The sequence below is a fragment of the Phyllobacterium sp. GQ127 genome (genome assembly GCF_059758635.1).
Map to the genome: position 1 here is coordinate 1,224,792 of NZ_JCAXDZ010000001.1, position 21,003 is coordinate 1,245,794.

At 54.6% G+C, this 21,003-nt stretch carries 17 protein-coding genes and 1 other RNA gene; all 18 read right to left on the reverse strand.

Features of this window, described 5'->3' with window-relative positions; genetic code table 11:
• Positions 1-90: 90 nt before the first annotated feature.
• The 18 genes from ftsZ to AC6CHM_RS06365 all read right to left on the reverse strand — a co-directional run bounded on the left by ftsZ (position 91) and on the right by AC6CHM_RS06365 (position 20,922).
• Positions 91-1,779 (reverse strand): cell division protein FtsZ, encoded by a 1,689-nt coding sequence (ftsZ, locus tag AC6CHM_RS06280; protein ID WP_115052554.1) that lies wholly within the window; start codon positions 1,777-1,779, stop codon positions 91-93.
• 67 nt (positions 1,780-1,846) lie between these two features.
• Complete coding sequence (gene ftsA, locus AC6CHM_RS06285) at positions 1,847-3,169, reverse strand: cell division protein FtsA (protein WP_115052553.1); 1,323 nt, start codon at positions 3,167-3,169, stop codon at positions 1,847-1,849.
• Complete coding sequence (locus tag AC6CHM_RS06290; protein ID WP_115052552.1) at positions 3,166-4,107, reverse strand: cell division protein FtsQ/DivIB; 942 nt, start codon at positions 4,105-4,107, stop codon at positions 3,166-3,168. Before AC6CHM_RS06290 ends, ftsA begins: the two co-directional genes overlap by 4 nt.
• Positions 4,095-5,021 carry a D-alanine--D-alanine ligase gene (locus AC6CHM_RS06295; protein WP_440805691.1) on the reverse strand — a complete coding sequence of 309 codons (927 nt, stop codon included), beginning with the start codon at positions 5,019-5,021 and terminating at the stop codon, positions 4,095-4,097. Before AC6CHM_RS06295 ends, AC6CHM_RS06290 begins: the two co-directional genes overlap by 13 nt.
• Positions 5,022-5,426: 405 nt before the next feature.
• The gene (gene murB / locus AC6CHM_RS06300; RefSeq protein ID WP_115052550.1) at positions 5,427-6,401 is read right to left on the reverse strand and encodes a UDP-N-acetylmuramate dehydrogenase; all 975 of its coding nucleotides are present in this window, start codon (positions 6,399-6,401) and stop codon (positions 5,427-5,429) included.
• 45 nt (positions 6,402-6,446) lie between these two features.
• Positions 6,447-7,847 carry a UDP-N-acetylmuramate--L-alanine ligase gene (gene murC / locus AC6CHM_RS06305; RefSeq protein ID WP_498172413.1) on the reverse strand — a complete coding sequence of 467 codons (1,401 nt, stop codon included), beginning with the start codon at positions 7,845-7,847 and terminating at the stop codon, positions 6,447-6,449.
• Positions 7,844-8,971, reverse strand: a complete 1,128-nt coding sequence (murG, locus tag AC6CHM_RS06310; RefSeq protein WP_498172414.1) for an undecaprenyldiphospho-muramoylpentapeptide beta-N-acetylglucosaminyltransferase — start codon at positions 8,969-8,971, stop codon at positions 7,844-7,846. The genes murC and murG overlap by 4 nt, the downstream gene beginning before the upstream one ends.
• A 3-nt stretch (positions 8,972-8,974) precedes the next feature.
• Entirely contained in the window at positions 8,975-10,132 is a 1,158-nt protein-coding gene (gene ftsW / locus AC6CHM_RS06315; RefSeq protein ID WP_307279196.1) for a putative lipid II flippase FtsW, read from the reverse strand.
• Entirely contained in the window at positions 10,132-11,544 is a 1,413-nt protein-coding gene (murD, locus tag AC6CHM_RS06320; RefSeq protein ID WP_307279203.1) for a UDP-N-acetylmuramoyl-L-alanine--D-glutamate ligase, read from the reverse strand. The genes ftsW and murD overlap by 1 nt, the downstream gene beginning before the upstream one ends.
• 10 nt (positions 11,545-11,554) lie before the next feature.
• Positions 11,555-12,637 carry a phospho-N-acetylmuramoyl-pentapeptide-transferase gene (mraY, locus tag AC6CHM_RS06325; protein WP_115052545.1) on the reverse strand — a complete coding sequence of 361 codons (1,083 nt, stop codon included), beginning with the start codon at positions 12,635-12,637 and terminating at the stop codon, positions 11,555-11,557.
• Positions 12,638-12,669: 32 nt separating this feature from the next.
• Positions 12,670-14,103 carry a UDP-N-acetylmuramoylalanyl-D-glutamyl-2,6-diaminopimelate--D-alanyl-D-alanine ligase gene (locus AC6CHM_RS06330; protein ID WP_307279209.1) on the reverse strand — a complete coding sequence of 478 codons (1,434 nt, stop codon included), beginning with the start codon at positions 14,101-14,103 and terminating at the stop codon, positions 12,670-12,672.
• A complete protein-coding gene (locus AC6CHM_RS06335; protein ID WP_307279210.1) occupies positions 14,100-15,569 on the reverse strand; it encodes a UDP-N-acetylmuramoyl-L-alanyl-D-glutamate--2,6-diaminopimelate ligase in 1,470 nt (489 codons plus the stop codon). Before AC6CHM_RS06335 ends, AC6CHM_RS06330 begins: the two co-directional genes overlap by 4 nt.
• Before the next feature lie 72 nt (positions 15,570-15,641).
• Entirely contained in the window at positions 15,642-17,381 is a 1,740-nt protein-coding gene (locus AC6CHM_RS06340; protein ID WP_115052542.1) for a peptidoglycan D,D-transpeptidase FtsI family protein, read from the reverse strand.
• Positions 17,381-17,794, reverse strand: a complete 414-nt coding sequence (gene ftsL / locus AC6CHM_RS06345; RefSeq protein WP_498172417.1) for a cell division protein FtsL — start codon at positions 17,792-17,794, stop codon at positions 17,381-17,383. Before ftsL ends, AC6CHM_RS06340 begins: the two co-directional genes overlap by 1 nt.
• A 3-nt stretch (positions 17,795-17,797) precedes the next feature.
• Positions 17,798-18,835, reverse strand: a complete 1,038-nt coding sequence (gene rsmH / locus AC6CHM_RS06350; RefSeq protein WP_115052540.1) for a 16S rRNA (cytosine(1402)-N(4))-methyltransferase RsmH — start codon at positions 18,833-18,835, stop codon at positions 17,798-17,800.
• The gene (mraZ, locus tag AC6CHM_RS06355) at positions 18,835-19,278 is read right to left on the reverse strand and encodes a division/cell wall cluster transcriptional repressor MraZ (RefSeq protein WP_115052539.1); all 444 of its coding nucleotides are present in this window, start codon (positions 19,276-19,278) and stop codon (positions 18,835-18,837) included. Before mraZ ends, rsmH begins: the two co-directional genes overlap by 1 nt.
• Positions 19,279-19,641: 363 nt before the next feature.
• Positions 19,642-20,075: RNase P RNA component class A (rnpB, locus tag AC6CHM_RS06360), an RNA gene on the reverse strand.
• An 88-nt stretch (positions 20,076-20,163) separates the two neighbouring features.
• On the reverse strand, positions 20,164-20,922 hold the full coding sequence (locus tag AC6CHM_RS06365) for a transglycosylase SLT domain-containing protein (RefSeq protein ID WP_115052538.1): 759 nt from the start codon (positions 20,920-20,922) through the stop codon (positions 20,164-20,166).
• Between the last annotated feature and the right edge of the window lie 81 nt (positions 20,923-21,003).

Consider the following 21,003-nt stretch of genomic DNA (forward strand, 5'->3'; position numbering starts at 1 on the left):
TCGTTTATAGTATTTTTCAATGAATTAAACGAAAAATTCCGCCATTGAGACAATGGCGGAATTTGAGTTTTGAAGATGACTGCAGTCAGATCAGTTGGCCTGACGGCGAAGGAATGCGGGAATTTCCAACTGATCGTCTTCCGAAGACTGACGCGCCTGCGGCTGTACGCGGCCCTGTTCGTCAAGCTGTCCACGACGAGGTGCATAAATGGAAGCATCTTGCGAAAGCGGACGGCGTGGTTCTGCCGGGCGCATTGCTGGTTCGCGAGGCTGAGCTGGCTCGAGACGAGCAGTCTCATCTTCGCGGCGTGTCAGACCAGCGGTAAGGCGCTTGAGCAGACCCATCGGGCCACGGTCTTCGTGGGCTTCGTGAGCAGCCTGATCACGGGAATGGTCACGCGACCCCATATCACGGGCGTTGAGTTCAGCCTGAACCAGCGGCGGGAAATCAGCAACATTCGGCATGCGTGGTGCAACTGGCTGCGGTGCAGGTTCAGCCATTTGCGGTGCAGGCTGAGGTGCTGGCTGATAGACTGGCGCCTGTGGTGCTGCTGCGACTGGTGCATCAAATACTTCCGGAGCAGGAGCCTGGAAAATGCGGCTCTGCGGACGGAATTCCTGCTGGACAGGCTGTGGTGCGTGCTGCGCTACATCAAGCCCTGCATTGCGCACCGCCTCGGCGACCGGTGATACCGACTGCTGAACAGGCGGACGAGCCACTGTTTCAACCTTGGCCACTACTTGTGGTGCCGGCTTTGGCATTGGCTTTAGCGGCTGGCGAAACTCGATCGGCGCTGGCGCCGCATCTCCAACCTGCTTGTCGATGCCAGTGGCAACAACCGAAACGCGGATGATGCCTTCAAGGCTTTCATCGAAAGTAGCGCCGAGGATGATATTGGCATCCTGATCAACTTCTTCGCGGATACGAGTTGCAGCTTCATCAACCTCAAACAGGGTCATGTCGCGACCACCGGTGATCGAGATGAGCAAGCCCTTGGCACCACGCATGGACGTCTCGTCCAGAAGCGGGTTGGCAATCGCAGCTTCAGCAGCGGCCATTGCGCGGCCATCGCCGGAGGCTTCGCCTGTGCCCATCATTGCCTTGCCCATTTCGCGCATGACAGAACGGACGTCAGCAAAGTCGAGATTGATCAGGCCTTCCTTGACCATCAAATCGGTGATGCAGGCAACGCCAGAATAAAGAACCTGATCGGCCATCGCGAAAGCATCGGCGAAAGTCGTCTTGTCATTGGCAATGCGGAAGAGGTTCTGGTTCGGAATGACAATCAATGTGTCGACATTCTTCTGCAGATCTTCGATGCCCATATCTGCGGTGCGCATACGGCGCTGACCTTCGAAATGGAACGGCTTGGTAACAACACCAACTGTCAGAATGCCCTTTTCCCGTGCAGCGCGAGCTACGACAGGGGCAGCGCCAGTACCGGTACCGCCGCCCATACCGGCAGTAACAAAGCACATATGCGTACCCTGAAGATGATCATTGATCTCGTCAATGCACTCTTCAGCGGCAGCGCGGCCAACTTCGGGCTGCGAACCGGCACCCAGCCCCTCGGTAACCGAAGCGCCGAGCTGAACCAGGCGCTCCGCCTTGGACTGCGCCAATGCCTGTGCGTCTGTATTTGCTACAACGAATTCAACACCGCGCAAGCCGGCATTGATCATGTTATTGACCGCATTGCCGCCGCCGCCGCCAACACCGAAAACGGTGATCCGGGGCTTAAGCTCGGTAATGTCCGGCTTTTGCAGATTGATGCTCATTTGTCCGTTCCTTTTTGTCTTTACCGCGTCGCCGCTGCGGTAATTTCTTTTGGGTTTCCCCGATTAATTAAAAACTCTCTTTCAGCCACTGGCCGATACGCTGAAAACGCCCACCCGTACCTGTCATCAGCGATGATGAACCGGCCTTTACAGAACGCTCTTCAATACCTGCTACCTGCGGATAGATCAGAAGACCAACCGCTGCAGAAAAAGCCGGACCCTTTGCCGCTTCGGGAAGACCCGTAACGCCCAGGGGACGGCCAATTCGTACATTGCGAGCCAGAATACGGCGGGCGACTTCGGGCAGCCCTGCCAGCTGACTTGCACCGCCCGTCAGAACAACGCGCTTGCCGACAATCTGGCCGTAACCGGATTGATTGAGGCGGTCGCGCGCCAGTTCCAGTGTCTCTTCAACACGGGCACGAATGATGCGCGTCAAAACTGCGCGCGGATATTGATTGGGAACATCGCGGGCATCATTGCCAAGCGGCGAAACGCTGATGAGATCACGGTCGTCGGCAGCGCTTGGAAGCGCCGAACCATGCATGACCTTCAAGCGCTCCGCATCATCCATATGCGCCGACAAGCCACGAGCCACATCCATGGTCACGTGATTGCCGCCAATGGCGATTGCATCAGCATGAATGAATTTGCCTTCAGAGAAGACTGAAATCGTCGTTGTGCCGCCACCCATATCGATGCAGGCAGCGCCCATCTCTGCTTCATCATCAACAAGAGCAGAAAGACCGCTTGCATAGGGAGTGGCGATCATTGCCTCGACGGACAGATGGCAGCGATTGACGCAAAGCTCAAGATTGCGCAGTGGAGCCGCATCTGCGGTCAGAACATGCATATCAACGCCAAGAGTATCGCCAATCATGCCAAGCGGATCACGGATACCGCGCTCGCCATCAAGCCCGTAAGCGATCGGCAGCGAGTGAACGAGATGACGCTCTGTTGCCAAAGCCTGCTTGGCACCGGCAGCAAGCACGCGGCGAATATCAGCCTGATCGACCTCATGACCGCCAAGATTGATGCTTGCTGAAAAGCTTTCGCTCTTCAGGCGCCCCGCCGAGATATTGACGATCATCGAATCGACCGTCAGGCCAGCCATACGCTCCGCCGCATCGACAGCGAGGCGGATAGCCTGCTCTGCGGCGTCAAGATTGACAATGACGCCAGACTTGATGCCACGCGACTTCTGATGGCCGATACCCAAAACTTCAATGCGATGTGTGCGGCCCGGCAAATGCGCACTTTCCTCGCGCGGACGCAGACGAGCAATGATGCAGCACACCTTGCTCGAACCTATGTCCAAAACCGTCAAGGAACGCGTCCGTTTTGCGGAAGACGTTCCTGATGATGCGCTTTTTCCGTTCAGAATACTCATACACGCTTCTCCGAACGCTTGGGCGCCTTATCGCGCGCCTTCAGATACTCAACACGCTGCACCATGGCTTCCGGTGTCAGCTTTACAACAACGCGGTCATCCAACCGCAAATCGACAGAGGCAATATCGCGAGACAACAGACCTGCCTTTGCTTCCATGCCCGCAATATCGGCCAAGGCCTCAGAAACGCCGTGCTCAGGCAGCATGAGCGTTACGCCATTTTTGAGAACGAGATCCCAGCGGCGATCACCCACACGAGCATAGGCTCGAACATCCTGGGCAATCTTCGGATAGGCAGCCATCTGCGCCATCAGAAGTTTTACCTGCTGATCAGCACCCGCACCGATGACCAACGGCAAGAGCGCACTGCGTCCGCCGGTGAAAGGAACAATGATCCGCCCATCGGCATCAATAACGTTCAGTTCCGTACCATTCTGCCAGACAGCCAATGCCGTGCGCTCATGGATCGAGATCTGGATTGTATTCGGGTAGACCTTGAAAACATCCACGCTCTCAACCCAAGGAAGGCCAGCGACAGCTGCCTGCGCATCAGAAGCGCTCAAACCTACCAGTGATGTTTCGCCGTCAAGGCCAAGTGCACCGAGAATATCGATCTCGGATGTTTCTTTATTGCCGACAACTTTTACATCTTCGATGGCAAAGCCGAACGTGGATGTCGTAACCTTGACGACTTCCGGCGCATGACCACCCAGGATCGCGCCATAGGCTCCGGTCAATGCAAGGAAAGCGACCGCCCCGATTGTGCCGATGTGATTCGGGACAGAAACTTCCCCATCTACCACCCGCAAGAAAACACGGACGGGCTTGCGAAGAAACTTTGGCAGGACCATGCGAAAACGGCCAAAAGCCACCGACCTGTCCGAAGACATCGGCGCAGCACCGAGGCGGTGCGTATTTTTGCCCTTCAACGCAAACACGATGCGTCCTCCACCATCCAACTCAACAATTCACCGAAGGTATGCCCTGCAGCTTTGGCGATATCAGGTACAAGTGATGTGGGAGTCATGCCTGGCTGAGTGTTCACCTCCAGCCAAATAAGCTCGCCATCTTCGGAAAACCGGTCGTCGTAACGAAAGTCCGACCGGCTGATCCCTTTACATCCAATTGCCTGATGCGCCTTGAGAGACAGTGTTTGTATTTTTTGGTAAATTTTTAGTGAAATTTTTGCGGGAACCACATGATTTGATCCGCCTGCAACATATTTTGAATCATAATCGTAGAACTGGTGCCCAACCGGGATGATTTCACAGACCCCAATGGCAACATCGCCCATCACCGCGCATGTCAACTCACGCCCGTGAATGTAGCGCTCGACCATCACCGAGCCGCCAAATTTCCATTCATCGGAGGTAACGACCTGCGGCGGATGCGACTGATCTTCCTTGACGATAACGACGCCAAAGCTCGACCCCTCGCTCACTGGCTTGATGACATAAGGCGGCTTCATCGGATGCTTGGCTGTGAATTCGGAGCGATCCATCACCTTCGCTTCAGCTACAGGCACACCCGCGGCTTTGGCAACGATTTTTGCCTGCTCCTTGTTCATCGCCAGAGCGGAAGCAAGCACCCCCGAATGGGTATAGGGAATCTGTAGATATTCGAGGATACCCTGAATGGTACCATCCTCGCCAAACGGGCCATGAAGGGCATTAAACACAACGTCGGGCTTAAGTTCTTGCAGAACATTGGCGATATCGCGGGATACATCTACACGGGTGACTGCGTAGCCCTCAGCCTCCAAGGCATCGGCGCAGGAATTGCCTGACGACAGCGAAACGGGACGTTCCGAAGAAAATCCGCCCATCAGCACCGCAACATGCTTTTTCGCCATTAAGGCATCCCCTCAAACACATCCCCATCTGACGCATGACCGGAAACTAAAAACCCACGAAATTCTCGCAGCCATGCGCGGGCGGAAAAAGGCATGAGTCGTCGCACATCCGGCGGCCAGGACCGCAGATACCCAAGACTGGCAGAACCAGCCGACTCAAATCAGTTAACGCTTGCCCCTAAAGAATCAGAGAGTTGATTCGCTGACAAGTCCCCAATGATTCAACAATGATATTTCGTGTAAAAAAATGTGTCAGGAGCGCAATTCCGGCCGCGCGAGCTCACCATGAGGGAGGTTATTATTTGCAGGAGGTTTATATCCTGCGAGGTTGGCAGCGACTAATATGCAATCCAACCACCTTCCTTATTGTGAGCCCTGTCGAACCACGCACAATATGTGTCCAGGCTAGAGCAGTTGCCCCATGAATTCGTGCACTTCCTGACCCGGACGGAAAAGACCAAGCCGCTTTATTTCCCAGTGCAGGCGAATTCCGGAGTTTTGGAGGACACGCGAACGGATCGTTTCGCCCAAGGTCTCCAGCTCATAGCCATTGGCCGTACCGGTATTAATCATGAAATTGCAATGCATCGGCGACATTTGAGCGCCGCCAATCCTCAAGCCACGACCGCCTGCCGCATCAATTTCCTTCCAGGCAGATGAGCCCTCAGGGTTTTTGAACGTAGAGCCGCCCGTTTTTTCTCGAATTGGCTGCACGGTTTCACGATGATGCTGGACGGCATCCATCGCGGCCTGAATTTCCGGCCGCTCACCCGGCATTCCTTCGAAAAGAGCAGAGGTAAAAATCAGATCACTGGCGGCACCGGAATGACGATAGGCATAACCCATGTCGGCATTGGAAAGGATATGCAACTCGCCCTTGCGATCCAGCGCCCTCACCTCAACCACACGCTCACGGGTCTCAACGCCATTGGCGCCGGCATTCATACGCAGCGCGCCGCCAATTCCGCCGGGTATGCCGTGATAAAAATGGAACCCGGCAATGCCCGCGTCCAAAGCGGCAGAGGCGACACGCTTGTCAGGCGTCGCCGTACCGGCACGCAGTTGCGTTTCGCCCACGCGCTCTACTTCACCAAAACCTTTTGCCGAAAGGCGCACAACGAAACCCGGAATGCCACCATCCCGCACGAGCAAATTTGAGCCGATGCCCACGGTCAGAATCGGATATTCTTCTGGAACTGCTTTCAGGAACGCTGCCAAATCTTCTTCGTCGGCGGGTTGAAACATGACTTCAGCGGGCCCGCCTGCGCGAAACCAGGTCACTTTCTCCATGCCCATATTGGGCGTAAGCCGTCCACGCAAACCAGCAAAACGGTCTCCCAGCTTCGAAAGCAGGGCTTCTCCATCAACAAGTGAAGACATTTTATCCTTTCAGCAGCTCTACCCTCTCAAGGGCAACTGCCAAATCTAGAGCGCCGCCAGTTCTTTTGGCAAGGCATAGGCCCATTGTGTGATGTTGCCAGCCCCAAGAAAGATCACAAAGTCGCCCGGCTTGGCGATATCAGCGATCAACGGAGCAATTTCCTGCGAGCCATTGATGTAGCGCGTGTCTCTGTGCGCTGCTGTCTTGATCCGCGAAACCAATGTTTCCGATGTAACGCCCTCGATAGGATCTTCGCCAGCGGTATAAACCGGAGCGACGATAACTGTATCGGCATCGTTGAAGCATGAGGCAAATTCATCGAACAAACTGGCAAGCCGTGTGAAACGATGCGGCTGGACAATAGCGATAACGCGGCCCTTGGCGGAATCGCGTGCGGCTTTCAGCACCGCTTTGATTTCGACCGGATGGTGACCATAATCGTCGAAAATATCGACGCCATTCCAGGAACCGGTATGCGTGAAGCGCCGTTTTACACCGCCGAATGATGACAGGCCCTTTTTAATATCAGCCGATGAAATGCCCAGTTCATGTGCCACAGCAATAGCCGCCGTGGCGTTTGATACATTGTGCCTGCCCGGCATGGGCAAATGTAGTCCCGTGATCTCGGTTACTTCGCCGGTCTTGCGTTTGGCGATATGCACATCGAAACGTGAACTCGCGCCGTCGACAACCAGATTGACAAAACGCACATCGGCCTGTGGATTTTCACCATAGGTGATAACGCGCCGGTCCTCGATACGCGAGACGAGAGACTGAACTTCCGGATGGTCAAGACACATGACGCCGAAGCCATAAAACGGAACATTTTCAACAAATTGGCGAAATGCTTCACGCACCCGATCGAATGTGCCGTAATGATCAAGATGTTCTGGATCGATATTAGTGACAACTGCAATGTCTGCCGGCAATTTCAGGAATGTGCCATCGCTTTCATCAGCCTCGACGACCATCCAGTCGCCAGCACCCATGCGCGCATTAGTACCATAGGCGTTGATGATACCACCATTGATCACCGTTGGATCGAGCTTGCCGGCATCAAGCAGCGTTGCCACCATTGAAGTTGTAGTCGTCTTGCCATGGGTGCCGCCGATAGCAACTGCCTGACGGAACCGCATCAACTCGGCCAGCATCTCTGCACGGCGGACAATCGGCAATAATTTCTCGCGCGCCGCCATGAGTTCAGGATTGGATTTTTTGATAGCTGTCGAAACCACGACGACTTCTGCATCGCCGATATTGGGCGCTGCGTGACCGATGAATATCTCTATGCCCTTCTCACGCAAACGCTGCACATTGGCGCTGTCTGCCTGATCGGATCCTTGAACCTTGTAGCCAAGATTATGAAGCACTTCGGCAATGCCGCTCATTCCGATACCACCGATACCGATAAAATGGACAAGACCTATATTGAGCGGCATCTTCATGGACGCACTCCTTTTTTAAATTCTTCGACGCTTTGGCCGGTTGCAATAGCCTCTGCGAGGTCGCCAAGCAACCTTGCTGCGTCCGGTTTGCCTGTTGAACGTGCCTTTTCGGCAATAAATGCCAGACGCGTCGGTTCATTCATGGCGCTGGTGAGGATCGCTGCAATACGCTCCGGCGAAAGGTCCGACTGCTTGATGACGTCGGCTCCGCCTGCCGCCTGCAGCGCAGCCGCGTTGGCGGCTTGATCGTGATCGAGCGCGTGCGGGAATGGCACCAGGATGGCTGGCCGCCCGATAGCGGCGATTTCGGAAACAGTGGAAGCACCAGACCGGGACAGAACAAAGTGCGATTCTGATATGCGGCGTGCCATATCGGTGAAAAACACCGCCACATCAGCCTTGATCCCCGCCTGCTGATAGGCGGCGCGAAGCTGTGTCTCATCTTCCGGGCGGGCCTGCTGGGTCAAGACAAGGCGAGCCCGCAAATCCGGCGCAAGCAAACTTATAGCTGCCGGTATCGCCGTCGAAAAATACTGGGCACCTTGGCTGCCACCAAAAACCAGAAAGTGAAATGGCTGATGTGCCTGCGATGCCTTGTACGGCTTGCCTACCTCCGCGAGCACGGCAGGGCGCACAGGATTTCCAGTAACAATTGTCTTGCTTGAAAAAGCCCCACCGTGATCGGGCAGGAACCCTCCGGCGATGGCATTGACGCGCGTGGCAAGCGCTTTGTTGGCACGGCCCATCACGGCATTTTGCTCATGAATGAGCGTCGGAATTTTCAGCGCGGTTGCAGCGTAAAGTGGCGGCAATGTCGGATAGCCACCAAAACCGGCAACAAGCTTGGGCTTTAAAGAGCGAAACAATCTGCGGGAATCAAGGTTGCCAAGCCAAAGCTTCCAGAATGTTTGCGCCAAAGCGATCGGGTTTCGCCCGCCAATTGTCGCGGAACGAACAACATGAATCTGACTTGCCGGAAAGTGGCCGATAAATCGCTGCGCACGATCATCAGTGGCAAGATGAATATCCCAACCTCTTTCGATCAGATCGTGAGCTAGCGATTCAGCCGGAAAAAGATGGCCGCCGGTACCACCGGCGGCAAGAAAAATAACTCCCTTGGTCATTGGCTATCCTGCACCCATCATGGCAGGTCTCTGCGAATTTCCCAAAGTTGCGGAGCGGCGACCCTCTGGCCTGCGCCTGGTCAAAGCCAGCAATAATCCGGTCGAGATCGCCACGGAGATAAGCGAAGAACCGCCATAGGAGATAAATGGCAGCGTCATACCCTTGGCAGGCATAAGATGCAGATTGACCGAAATATTGATGATGGACTGAAAACCAAACAGGATCACCAGCCCGGACACAGCAAGACGTGTAAAGTCATCACGCTCCTTCAAGGCTATCGACAGACCGCGAATAACGATGAAAGCGAAAATCAAAACGATCAAGAGACAGAGCGCGATTCCATATTCTTCGGCAGTCACCGAGAAAATGAAGTCGGTGTGACTGTCCGGAATGATACGCTTGATGGTTCCTTCCCCTGGGCCCTGGCCGAGCCAGCCGCCGCGGATGATGGCTTCACGTCCGGCATCAACCTGAAACGTGTCGCCCTCGCCCGTCATGAAGCGGTCAATACGGCCGGCAACGTGCGGAAAAACCGTATAAGCGCCAAAGAACCCGGCCACACCAAGACCGCCCAAAGCAATGATCCATATCCACGGAACACCAGCCATGAAGAACATGGCACCCCATGTACCCGCAGTCAGGATCGTTTGACCAAGATCGGGCTGAGCAATCAGCAAGGCAGCAACAACGCCGAACAGAACCATCGAAAAGAAATTGCCAGGGATATCCTTGCGGCGTTCGTTTTCGGCAAAAAGCCAGGCACAAACGATCACAAATGCCGGTTTCATGAACTCGGACGGCTGCACCGATATGCCCGCGAGCGAAATCCAGCGGCGTGCGCCTTTGACTTCAATGCCGAAAAACAGGGCAAGCACCATGGCAAATATCGCACCGGCGAGCAGGATGATCGCAAATCGCCTAATCGTTCTTGGCGCCATAAACGATACCGCAAACATGACGATCACAGCCGGAACCATGAACATGGACTGGTGCTTGACGAAATAAAAGCTCTCAAGCCCGATGCGTTCGGCAACAGCGGGACTTGCGGCAAAAGACAACAAAATGCCAAGGCCCATCAGGCTCAGACATGCAGCCAGAAGAAAGCGATCAATCGTCCACCACCACTCAGCAACGGGACCACGGTCAATACGACTTACCATTACAGACCCCCAATAGGTGATGCGCCCTGAAGCGCAAGAACGGCAGAGCGGAAAGCTTCACCGCGTTTTTCAAAATTCTGAAACTGATCGAAGCTGGCGCAGGCAGGAGACAGCAGAACCACAGGCTCGCCGGCTTCGTCTTTGCTTGCGTCCAATGCAGCATGTCGAACGGCAACGTCAATTGTACCGGAAATCTCATAAGGTGCGGTATCACCAAGGGTTGCCGCGAATTGCGGGGCAGCTTCGCCGATGAGATAGGCTTTAGCGATACGCGGAAAGAAACCCGACAGCGAAGCGATGCCGCCTTCTTTAGGCAGCCCACCAGCGATCCAGTAAATACGTGGAAAGGAAGACAATGCAGGCGCTGCAGCTTCGGCATTTGTCGCCTTGGAGTCGTTGACGAAGAGTGTCGAGCCTAGCTTGGCAACCTGCTCCATGCGATGAGCAAGACCAGGAAACGTTCTCAGACCAGCATTGATCTCTTCAGCCGACAGACCAGCCGCACGGCACGCGGCAAAAGCTGCAAGAGCATTTTGCGCATTGTGCTCGCCGCGCAGCGACCCTATCCCTTCAAGCGAAGCAATTGCCGTCGTCACACCGTCATGGGCATGGAACAACTGGCTTCCTTCAGCAAAATAACCTTCCGCTATGGGCATACGCTTGGAAAGCCGCGCGACACGTTTTCCAGCGCGTTCCAGCCGGTCGGCAATTGCAGCGCAAAAACTGTCATCAACGCCAATAATCGCAGTTTGGCTTCCCGCCACCAGTCTTTCCTTGATCTCGGCATAGTGCTGCATGGTGCCGTGGCGATCCAGATGATCCGGTGTAAGGTTCAATAAAATACCCGCAGTCGGATTGATCGAAGGCGCCAGATCGATCTGGTATGAAGAACATTCAACCACATAGATACGCCCGTTTTCCGGTTGATCCAGCGTCATGATTGCTGTGCCAATATTGCCGCCAAGTTGCACGTCGCGACCCGATGATTTGATGATGTGGGCGATAAGAGCAGTAGTAGTGGATTTCCCATTCGTGCCGGTGATGGCGATAAACGGTATCTCCGCACCCGGGCTATCTGCGAGGACAAGATTACGCTCCCGCACGAATAATTCTATGTCACCGATAATCTCGACCCCGGTTGCCCGCGCAAGATCAACGCTCCAATGCGGACGCGGATGGGTCAATGGGACCCCTGGGGACAAGACAAAAGAGGAAAACTGTTTCCAATCGACATTACGCAAATCAGAGGTTGTAACGCCTGCGGCTTGGGCGCGCATTACGCTGTCAGGATTATCGTCCCACGCAATAACCCTCGCACCACCAGCAATAATGGCTTGGGCCGTTGCAATGCCCGAACCGCCGAGCCCAAAGAGCGCGACGGTTTTGTCCTTCATGGAGTGGGCAGATATCATACTTGCAGCCCTACCTCAGTTTCAGAGTTGAAAGACCGATGAGCGCGAGGATCACGGCAATAATCCAGAAACGGATCACGACCTGACTTTCGGTCCAGCCCTTCTTTTCAAAATGGTGATGGATCGGCGCCATAAGGAAAACCCGTTTTCCCGTCATTTTGAACGAGGCAACCTGGATGATCACGGACATGGCTTCCATGACGAAAACGCCGCCGATAATGGCAAGCACGATCTCGTGCTTGGTAGCGACAGCGACAGCGCCGATCAATCCGCCAAGGGCCAGCGAACCTGTATCACCCATGAAAATCGCAGCAGGCGGCGCGTTGAACCAGAGGAAGCCGAGCCCCGCTCCGATTACAGAACCGAGCACTACGGCGAGTTCACCCGTGCCGGGAGTGAAGTGAATCTGCAGATAGTCCGCGAAAATCGCGTTACCCGCCAGATAGGCAATGACGCCGAAGGAGGCAGCAGCAATCATGACCGGGACTGTTGCCAGACCATCAAGACCGTCGGTGAAATTCACTGCATTGCCCGCGCCAACCATGACGAAGGCTGCAAACGGAACGAAGAAAATTCCAAGGTTGAGTATAAACTCTTTGGCGAAAGGAAATGTGAGTGACGAGGAGAAAGGCTCCTGCCCTGCCCACATGATCGTCAGACCGGCAATGGCTGCAATAAGGAATTCGATGCCAAGACGCGCGCGGGCGGAAAAACCCTTGGACGCCTGCTTGCTGACCTTCAGATAATCATCATAGAAGCCGATTGCACCGAAACCCAAGGCGACGAGCAGCACAACCCATACATAAATATTGGACCAGTTGGCCCAGAGTAATGATGAAATGATAATGCCCGTCATAATCATCAGTCCGCCCATTGTTGGCGTACCGGCCTTCTTGAAGTGGGTCTGTGGGCCATCTGCGCGTATTGGCTGGCCGCGACCTTGACGGACGCGCAAGGAATCAATGATCCGTGGCCCGAAAAGGAAAACAATGAGCGCGGAGGTAATCAGCGCCCCGCCGGTCCTGAACGTGATATAACGAAACACGTTGAGAAACTGTAGCTGTTCCGCCAGGCCGGCAAGATAATAAAGCATTGATTAGTGCCCTTTCCCCATCCCCCGCAGGCTCACTCGGCAGGAGCGAGAGGTTCGGCGGTGTTATATTTCTGCAAGAGCGTTTTGACGATCTGGGAGAAGCCGGTCCCCTTGGACGACTTGATCATGATCACGTCACCAGCTCTGATCGTATTCAGCAATTGCGGTTGCAACTCTTCCACGCTCTGCCTGTATTCGGCACGAATTTCAACCGGCATGGCTGCTTTCAGCGCCGCCATCTCCGGTCCGCCGAGAAAAACCATGTTGATATTGTTTGCCGCAATAACTGACGATAGCTCGGCATGCAGCCTGGGCGATTGTTTTCCCAGTTCCAGCATATCGCCTAGAACGGCAATACGGCGCCCTTTGCCTGTCGGGGTTGCAGACGCGAGAAGTTCGACAGCTGCGCGCATTGATGCGGGATTTGCATTATAGCTCTCGTCAATTAGCGTAAATGTGCCCTTTGCGATCTCAAGCGTGTGTCTCTCACCACGTCCGCTTTCAGCGCGAAGCGATGAAAGCGCCAAGGCAACCTTGGCCATATCAGCGCCTGTGAGATGTGCAGCACCGAGCACCGCCAGAACGTTCTGAACGATGTGGCGGCCAGGTGCGCCAACTTTTGCGACAACCTCTTCGCCGGCAAGCCGCGCAGTCATGCACGAACAGGCGTCGTGCAGTTTGAGCTTCATCAGCCGATAATCAGCCCTGGCATTCTCACCAAAGGATTTGATGTGCTCGACACCGGCTTCAAGCGCAAGTTTCTCCAGAAACTTGTAGTGCTTGTCGTCGCGATTGAGCAAAGCATAGCCACCGGGCAGCAGGCCCTCAAAAATTTCCGCCTTGGCTGTCGCAATCTCCTGAAGGTTTTTGAAATGGCCAAGATGTGCCGGAGCAATCAATGTAATGATCGCCACGTGTGGGCGCACCATTTTAACCAGCGGACGAATCTCATCGGCATGGTTCATTCCGATTTCGAAGACGCCGTAATCCGTGTCCTGCGGCATGCGTGCAAGCGTCAGGGGCACGCCCCAATGATTATTAAACGATGCAACCGAGGCATGAACCTTACCGACTTCGGAAAGAACGTGACGCAGTGCTTCTTTTGTTGTCGTCTTGCCGACGGAGCCAGTTACCGCAATAATCTGTGCGTGAGAGCGCTCGCGCGAGGCAATGCCAAGCCGCGTCATGGCGGCCAAAACATCGTCCACAACAATCATAGGAGCTTTCAGCTTGCCAAGAGCAGGCAATTTGGCCTCTGCAACGACCAAAAGCGCCGCACCCGCTGCAATTGCGGCGGTGGCATAGTCATGACCATCCAAGGCGTCGCCTTTGATTGCGAAAAACGCCTCGCCATCGCGCAATGTCCGCGTATCGATGGAAATGCCGGTGATGCCCTCCGGAAGTTTACCGACCGGCCTGCCATTCATGGCGGCGATCATGGCATCGGAAGACCATAGAAGACTCATATACCGCCCTCCTGTGGTATACGGTCTTTCAATGCCTGAGCTACTTCAACGTGGTCCGAAAATGGCAGCACGACGTCGCCGACAGTCTGGCCTTCTTCATGACCTTTTCCCGCAACGATCAAGGTGTCGCCCGACTTCATCATTGCAACGGCTTCGCGGATAGCTTCGCGCCGGTCGCCGATCTCGCGGGCTCCGGGAGCAGCCGCGAGAATTTCGGCGCGTATGGTTGCGGGCACTTCAGAGCGTGGATTGTCGTCCGTAACGATAACGACATCTGCTAACCGCGTAGCGATTTCGCCCATCATCGGACGCTTGCCCTTGTCACGATCACCACCGCAACCAAAGACCACGATAACGCGGCCAGTCGTAAATGGGCGCACTGACGTCAGTACATTTTCAAGCGCATCAGGCTTGTGCGCATAATCAACATAGGCGGGCGCTCCTTCTTCCGTCGCCCCCACCAGATCAAGCCGTCCCGGAGCGCCCTTGAGGCGCTCAAGGCCACGCATCGCCGCTGCTGCCGGAACGCCCGTTGCGATGGCAAGACCCGCAGCAACGAGCCCATTGGCGACCTGGAAATCACCAGCGAGCGGCAATGTTATTTCATAAATCTCGCCCGCAATATGCACTTCAACGTGCTGGCGGAAACGTTCATGTTCAACCCGCTTCAGCGATATGAATTCGCCCTTGCGACCGACAGTCAATACTTTGCAGCCAGCTTCCGCCGCTGCGGCGATTGTCGCCTTGGAAAAAGGATCGTCGGCAAAAATGACCGCGGGCGCATCTTTCGGCAGGAGTTCTGTGAAAAGCCGCAGCTTGGCCGCGTGATATTCTTCGACCGTGGGGTGGTAATCCATATGATCCCGGCCGAGATTGGTGAACGCACCGGCTGTGAGCTTTACACCGTCAAGACGGCGCTGATCGAGACCGTGAGATGACGCTTCCATAGCCGCATGGGTAACGCCTTCCTCCACAAGTTCACTCAACAGCTTGTGGAGTTCAACCGGATCCGGCGTTGTCAGAGAACCATAATCATCGCGTGTCGGCGAGATGACGCCTGTAGTGCCAATGCTGGCGGATGCGAAACCTGCCTGCGCCCAGATCTGCCGCGTAAAGGAGGCAACAGAGGTTTTCCCGCTCGTCCCGGTGATAGCGACCATCACATCAGGCTGGCTTCCATAAAAACTCGCCGCGGCAAGCGCCAGTGTACGGCGCGGATCGTCAACATAAATGATCGGCGCACCAATATTTCCAAGCTTGGCGCCACTCGACGCGATGATAACCGACGCGCCTCTTTTTACAGCATCCTGAGCATAGGCTATCCCGTCAGCCTTTACCCCTTTGAGGGCGGCAAAAACGTATCCCTTCTGAACCTGTCGGGAGTCCGATGTCAGACCAGTGATGGCTCTTTCCCCAAATTCGGAGATTGCCAAGGCAGGGATGCCGTTCAATTCTTTCAATTTCATGGCCGGACCGGAACCTGTTCTTTCCCATGAGTTCGGTTGAAAAACGCCTCTTATTGATTCGTTTTCCGAGTGTTATTGGTTAAAGTTCACCATCATTGGAGCAGATATTTGTTCTTCGTTGAAATCCGGCTGCACGCCCAAGAAAGAGGCTGAACGGCGGATGATTTCCTGAACCATAGGCGCTGCATTGAAACCGGCAGTAGCGCCGATTTTACCTGCCTCGGCCTTCGGCTCGTCTACAATCGTCAACACCACATATTCAGGCTTATCGATCGGAAATGCGGCGACAAACGCGTTGAACCTGACATCCTTGGAGTACCGTCCATTGACGACTTTTTCCGCTGTCCCGGTTTTACCGCCAACGCGATAGCCAGGCACCGTTGCGCGATTACCCGAACCACCGGAACCTTTTTCAGCATTCAGGCGATACAGATAACGCATATCTTCGCTGGTCTTTTCGCTCACGACCTGTTTGGCGACTTTATTGGCTTCTTCCATGGTACGCGGCAGGAATGTCGGAGGCATCAGGCGACCGCCATTCATGAGAGCAGCCGCTCCAACCGCAGTCTGCAAGGGTGTCGTCGCCATTCCATGACCGAATGCGATAGTGATGGAATGCACTTTCTTCCAGACTTTTGGCTCCATTGGCCGGGCCACTTCCGGCAGCTCTGTCACCATACGGTCAAGGAGGCCCATGCGGTGCAGGAACTCACGATGACCGTCAATGCCAACAACATCGGCCTCTTTTGCCGACCCGATATTGGATGAGTAAATGAACACTTCAGGCAGGGTAAGAACCCGGCCCTTGCCATGGAAATCCCGGATCGTCTGGCGGCCAATAGTGATCGGGCGGCGCGCGTCGAATGTGCTTTGCAAATTGACCTTGCCGGAATCCAGCGCCATTGCCGTGGTAAAGCTTTTGATTGTCGAACCCATCTCAAAGGCACCGGCAGACATGCGGTTAAGCCGGTCTTTTTCCAGAGCATTATATGGATTATTCGGGTCAAAATCCGGGGCCGATGCCATGGCTAGAACTTCGCCAGTCTTGACGTTCAATACGACTGCACCAGCGGCGATGGCGCTATATTTCTGCATGGCCTGAACAACCACATCGCGCACCACATGCTGCACACGCAGATCAATCGAAAGCCTGACGGGCTCAAGCGACCGGCTGTCTGCAAGTCCTGCGTCACGCAGATCCGACAGGCCATGTTCGTCGATATATTTCTCCATACCGGCAATCCCCTGATTGTCGATATTTACGAGACCAAGAATATGCGAAGCGGTAGGACCACCTGGATAGAACCGTGCTTTCTCCGTGCGAAAACCGATGCCAGGTATGCCCAGAGCCATGATCTGGCTCTTTTGCTGTGGCGTCAGGCCACGTTTCAACCAGGCAAATCCTGCCTTGCTTTTCAGCCGGCTGTAGGTCTGCTCGAAATTGAGATCAGGAAGCACTGTCGAAAGCAGCTCAATGGCTTCATCAGGGTCAATGATCTTCTTCGGTTCAGCATAAAGCGAATTCGTCTTGATATCGGTTGCCAAGACTTCGCCATTTCGATCAAGAATATCCGGTCGCGCAGCCAGCACCGTACCAGTTGGGCCATTATATCCGGTCGTATCTTCCTGAATCCCGTAATAGATCAGTCTTCCGCCGATGACGCTATATATGCCTATGAAGCAAGCAATGGCCATGACAACACGGTTGCGCGCGCGATTGCCTGATTTCTTCTTTTTTGCATCCACGGCAAAGGCCGGTGCAGTTCCAGACTCCAGATCGATCTTCTTCCGCTTGATCCAAACAGCAGCCATTATTGTGCAGCTCCTTTTGGTGCGGGATTAACCTTTTTTGCCACGCTGCCGGTCAACGTAGAATCCGGCTTCAAGTCCTTGGCGCTGGCTTCGGTGATGATGTCTGCGACAGAGTCAAAAACAACCGGCTTTGGTTGGGGCAGATCATTGATGTCTATAATCTGATTGGCTTCAACGAGTTGAAGATCAAGCTGACCCTGGAAGGTCTCTATCAGTTTTTGCAAACGGTTTGGCTGGGTGAGCAAGCTCCAATCAGCCTTCAAGAGATCAATCGTATCGTTCTCATCCGAGATCATGCGCTCAAGCTTCGTCACTTGATTCATCTGCTTCTCGGCGTCGTGCTTGATCTTATAGGTTATCGACGCCGCCGCTATCATCAACCCGATCAAAATGATGTCGAAGGTACGCAGCACTGGTCAACTCCCCATTTTCTTCTGAGACTGGGTTTCATGAAATATGGGCAGATTAGGCAAACCATAAATCGCATGATCTTCGACAAGCGGCGCACTATCCGTGCGGATGCCTGCGCGAAGCTTGGCGGAACGTGCCCGCGGATTGCGCGCCGCCTCCGCCTCTGTCGGCGCAACGATCCCCTTGCCAACCGGGGTAAATGTGGCGCGGCGCTGCTCGACCTGCGGCAAATGACGCGAGCCGCCGCCTGCGCCTGAACGATCTGCAAAGAAGCGTTTAACGATGCGATCTTCAAGCGAATGGAATGTTACAACAACGAGCCGTCCGCCGGGCTTCAACACACGTTCAGCCGCATGCAATGCGCGCACCAATTCGCCGAGCTCATCATTCACAAAAATACGCAGCGCCTGAAAGACACGCGTCGCCGGATGAATCGGAACTTTCGGATTTCGACCAACCAGAGCTTCGATTGCATTGGCCAGATCGCGGGTACGATGAAACGGCTCCGTCGCACGCCGCTTGTCGATCATACGGGCGATACGGCCCGCGTTGCGCTCTTCCCCAAGAAAATTGAAAATGCGCGCGAGGTCGCCAATTTTGAGACGATTGACCACATCAGCAGCACTCGGACCCGAACTCGACATGCGCATATCGAGTGGTCCATCTTTTTGGAAAGAAAAGCCACGCTCGGCTTCGTCAATTTGCATGGACGAAACACCGATATCAAGAACAATGCCATCGGGAGCACCCAGAAGGGCAACCTGATCCAGCGTCGAAAAAGTGCCTTGAACGAGGGTCAGCCTTCCCGCGTAGTCTTTTTCCAGGGCACGGCCAGCTTCGATCGCAGAAGGATCGCGATCAATTGCCGTTACGTCAGCGCCCGTTTCAAGAATACGCTTAGTGTAACCACCAGCTCCAAAGGTTCCATCGATAATTCGCTGGCCCTTATCCGGCTGCAAGGCAGCAATGACTTCATCAAGCAGAACCGGGACATGACGATCATCTGCGTTTTTTGAGCCATTATCCGCGTCAGAACCGGTCATCAATTCGCCTCCAGACGGCGTTTTTCCGCGAGCCGGGCCCGAACTGTTTTGCGATGCGCTTCGAATTGATCCGGCTGCCACATTTGAAAATGCGTATTCGCCCCCGCAAAGGTCACATCTGTGGAGATGCCCGTATGTTCCCGCAGGAAATCCGTCACCGTAATCCGCCCATCTGCGTCCAATTTGAGGAAGCCGCCGTCCGCGTGAAGATAAAACGACATATCGTCCGCTGTCTCCGCAAACGGATCTTCGCTTTCCAGCTTTTTGTCGAATCGGGTCAACAGTTCCGGTCCGCCCACATCCAGAGCAGGAAGATGAAGAGAGCGCAGGGCATAAAGCTCCGTATGACCGGCGGACTGCACAATCAGACGAAACTGAGCCGGAACGGAAACCCGCCCCTTTGCGTCGATCCTGTTCGTCATATGCCCGAGGAACCGGTTCAAAGCTTAATCCCGCCGTTCTGACCTCAAGGGTCTCTGATCGTTCTGCCCCTGCCTCTCCCTGCAACCGAGGAGACAGAATCTCATAAGCGCGCGTCGAAACTCCGGCGAAATGCCGGCCCTGCATGGCAAGATCCAATGTCGGGAAACACCGTGTCGACTGAACGCTACTGATGAAATCAATCGATATCATGGGGCACTATGGGCGTCAATGGGATTAGAGTACACAGGATGGAAGTAGCTGGCAAAACCAAGCACACTGCCGGCGATTCTGAATTTATCCATCATTAAGCTTAATGAAGCGTTAGGAATCGCAAACCAGTCCCCTCCCTTACGGGGAGAATGATAAATAATCGCAGAGTTTAAAGTGCCAGCTGGCCTGTAAGCCGGGTTCTGTATGGCCGGATTTGCATCCGGCGCGGCAGCCATTCATCTTGGACGGATGTTGCCATCCGCCTCCTGCAACCTACCCGGACGACTGACCCGGAAACTGATCGCCTGACTTTCGTCAGGCACGCCGTCCCTATTCGGTTTTGCTCCCGGTGGGGTTTGCCTTGCCGCCCCTGTTACCAGTTGCGCGGTGGGCTCTTACCCCACCCTTTCACCCTTACCCCGTCATTCCTTGTGTCCCATCCATTATAGACGCGGCACAACGAAAGACGGGGCGGTTTCCTTTCTGTGGCACTTTCCCTAGGGTCGCCCCCGCCGGACGTTATCCGGCACCGTGTTTCCCTGGAGCCCGGACTTTCCTCACATGCCGCCTTTCGGCTTATGACATGCGCGGCTGCCCGGCCAGCTGGCGCCCGTATAAATGCCTATCTTCCAGAAAAGGCAAATGAAAAAAGGCTGGATAGTCATCCAGCCTTCCTCAAAGCAACAAGCGAATGCTTAGTTGGCCGCCATTTGCAGTTTGACCTTGGCACAATAATTGGCCGAAATCGGATTCATCCGGGTGGCGCCGTGCCCTGCATTATAGCGCAGGATCGTGCCGCAAGTCGTGCCATTGCCAAGCTTATGGGCTCCGGCAAGATACTTCATACCCCAACGAATATTCGTATCGGGATTATAGAGCGCCTGACGGCTACCTGTGTAGCCCAAGCCCTGTGCCGTCGAATATTTGATCTGCATCAAACCAACCTCACCAGCACGGCCAGTCATGTCAGCCCGGTAGTTGCTTTCCACGCGGACGACCGCATGAGCAAGTGCAATCGGAACACCGTAAGACGCTGCGTAAGAAGAGATGATGCTGGAATATTTGGTCGAACCACCAGCAGAGGCGGCAGATGCAATGCTGCCGGTTGTCATTGTATCAATGCGGCTGTTTACCGTCGTGGTCTTGAAACGGGCTTTTGCCTGAACGACCGGACGCTTGGAACCAGAAATCTTTTTTGAGATACGCTGAGTTTTTACTGCAGCCTTTTTACCGGATGAAACCTTGGCACTTACCTTCTTGCCCTGGCTCTTTCCATCAACCTTCTTTGCAGTTTTTTCGGTCGTTTTTTTCTTGTCGGCTTCAACACGCTTTGCCTTCAGATAATCTGCCAGGTTTGTCGGCTGGGCCTCGACCGGTTTACTGAATGCTGAATTTGAACCAAACAAAGCCACCGCCCCAACAAGGGCGCAAATCATACCAAATCTATTTGTCATCGTTTTCCGTTTAATTTCTTGGGCCGCACGAAAGATGCGCGCCGGGAACGTTCCGAGCCCAAAAATCCAAAATGGGCTGCC

Coding starts and splice junctions, on each gene's coding strand:
- ftsZ (WP_115052554.1), bottom strand. CDS start 1,779: ATGAGCATCAATCTGCAAAAGCCGGACATTACCGAGCTTAAGCCCCGG.
- ftsA (WP_115052553.1), bottom strand. CDS start 3,169: ATGAGTATTCTGAACGGAAAAAGCGCATCATCAGGAACGTCTTCCGCA.
- AC6CHM_RS06295 (WP_440805691.1), bottom strand. CDS start 5,021: ATGGCGAAAAAGCATGTTGCGGTGCTGATGGGCGGATTTTCTTCGGAA.
- murB (WP_115052550.1), bottom strand. CDS start 6,401: ATGTCTTCACTTGTTGATGGAGAAGCCCTGCTTTCGAAGCTGGGAGAC.
- murC (WP_498172413.1), bottom strand. CDS start 7,847: ATGAAGATGCCGCTCAATATAGGTCTTGTCCATTTTATCGGTATCGGT.
- murG (WP_498172414.1), bottom strand. CDS start 8,971: ATGACCAAGGGAGTTATTTTTCTTGCCGCCGGTGGTACCGGCGGCCAT.
- ftsW (WP_307279196.1), bottom strand. CDS start 10,132: ATGGTAAGTCGTATTGACCGTGGTCCCGTTGCTGAGTGGTGGTGGACG.
- murD (WP_307279203.1), bottom strand. CDS start 11,544: ATGATATCTGCCCACTCCATGAAGGACAAAACCGTCGCGCTCTTTGGG.
- mraY (WP_115052545.1), bottom strand. CDS start 12,637: ATGCTTTATTATCTTGCCGGCCTGGCGGAACAGCTACAGTTTCTCAAC.
- AC6CHM_RS06330 (WP_307279209.1), bottom strand. CDS start 14,103: ATGAGTCTTCTATGGTCTTCCGATGCCATGATCGCCGCCATGAATGGC.
- AC6CHM_RS06335 (WP_307279210.1), bottom strand. CDS start 15,569: ATGAAATTGAAAGAATTGAACGGCATCCCTGCCTTGGCAATCTCCGAA.
- AC6CHM_RS06340 (WP_115052542.1), bottom strand. CDS start 17,381: ATGGCTGCTGTTTGGATCAAGCGGAAGAAGATCGATCTGGAGTCTGGA.
- rsmH (WP_115052540.1), bottom strand. CDS start 18,835: ATGACCGGTTCTGACGCGGATAATGGCTCAAAAAACGCAGATGATCGT.
- AC6CHM_RS06365 (WP_115052538.1), bottom strand. CDS start 20,922: ATGACAAATAGATTTGGTATGATTTGCGCCCTTGTTGGGGCGGTGGCT.